This window comes from Vibrio sp. Vb0598 (assembly GCF_033338935.1).
Classification (GTDB): Bacteria; Pseudomonadota; Gammaproteobacteria; order Enterobacterales; family Vibrionaceae; genus Vibrio; species Vibrio alginolyticus.
On record NZ_JAWOTP010000225.1, the window covers coordinates 1 to 1,141 of the forward strand.

Consider the following 1,141-nt stretch of genomic DNA (forward strand, 5'->3'; position numbering starts at 1 on the left):
AAATTAAACATCTTGCACTCCAAGTTTTAATCACAAATGTTTTGTTGCAGGGCTATCTTGAAGTGACAGATTGCACAGTACAAAGGCATGAATTTGAGACAGAATTGACCCATATTGATATTTAGGTTGAGTCAAAAACGGGAATTTAGAACGTTAGGCTGACACTTGTTACTGATAGAATATGCTTAGTTCTGGTTGAAGTGCGTCAATAGTGACTCAAACATACTCTGTAAGATTTTTTGACAATCTTTCATAGATTTGAGTTACCGCACACTATTTAAGGTTTTTGGTTAATTTGATGGCTGATTTCAAGCAATTTTGGCGTCGTTTACTTCTTGGTGCGGCGCTTTATGCACCACTCACAATGGCAGCAGAAAAAGAGTTGGTGATACTCACGACCTTCTCTCAAGCACCAATCACTGCTTTGGTGGATGACTTTACGCAGCACTATCCTGATGCTGAAGTCCGAGTGGTTCACCGACGCACTCAATCAAGCCTGCAATTGCTCAGCAAAAGCTACATGAAGGATATCGACTTGGTGTTGAGCTCGTCGCCGTTTCTGATGCAAGAGCTGTCTAATGAACATCGTTTGGCTGATATGTCGTCGCGTGTGCAAGTGCCGAAATGGTTGTCGCCTTATCTATTACCTAATAACGATCAAGTCGTGGCGTTTGGATACTCAGGCGCCGGGATTGTTTGGAACAAAGATTATTTGGCCGCGAACCATTTACCAGAACCGAAGCGTTTTCAAGATCTGACTAATCCGCTGTACTTTGGTCACGTCACCATGAGCACGCCAAGCCGCTCCGGAACCACGCAATTGATGGTCGAGAGTGTGCTTAGTCAATATGGTTGGCAAGAGGGCTGGCGGATTTTACTCAATGTGGGAGCGAACCTCGCGACGATCTCTTCTCGCAGCTTTGGAGTGGCGGATTACATCGCCAAAGGTAAGTTTGGTATTGGGCCGACGATCGACAGCTACGCACTGATTGCGCAACGCAAGTTCGACTACGTTGGCTTTGCTTATGACCAAGACTTTACGCTGATGCCTACCTATATTGCACAAATCAATCGGGGTAAGAGTGATAAGTTGGCTGAGTCCTTTATTGCTCATTTACTTTCGAAAGAAGTACAAGAGCAG

At 44.7% G+C, this 1,141-nt stretch carries 1 protein-coding gene; it reads left to right on the forward strand.

Going from position 1 to position 1,141, the window contains the following annotated elements; all coding sequences use genetic code 11:
* Positions 1–298 precede the first annotated feature (298 nt).
* A partial coding sequence (locus tag R7Q38_RS24265) for an ABC transporter substrate-binding protein (protein ID WP_318114630.1) occupies positions 299–1,141 on the forward strand: 843 nt, incomplete at its 3' end.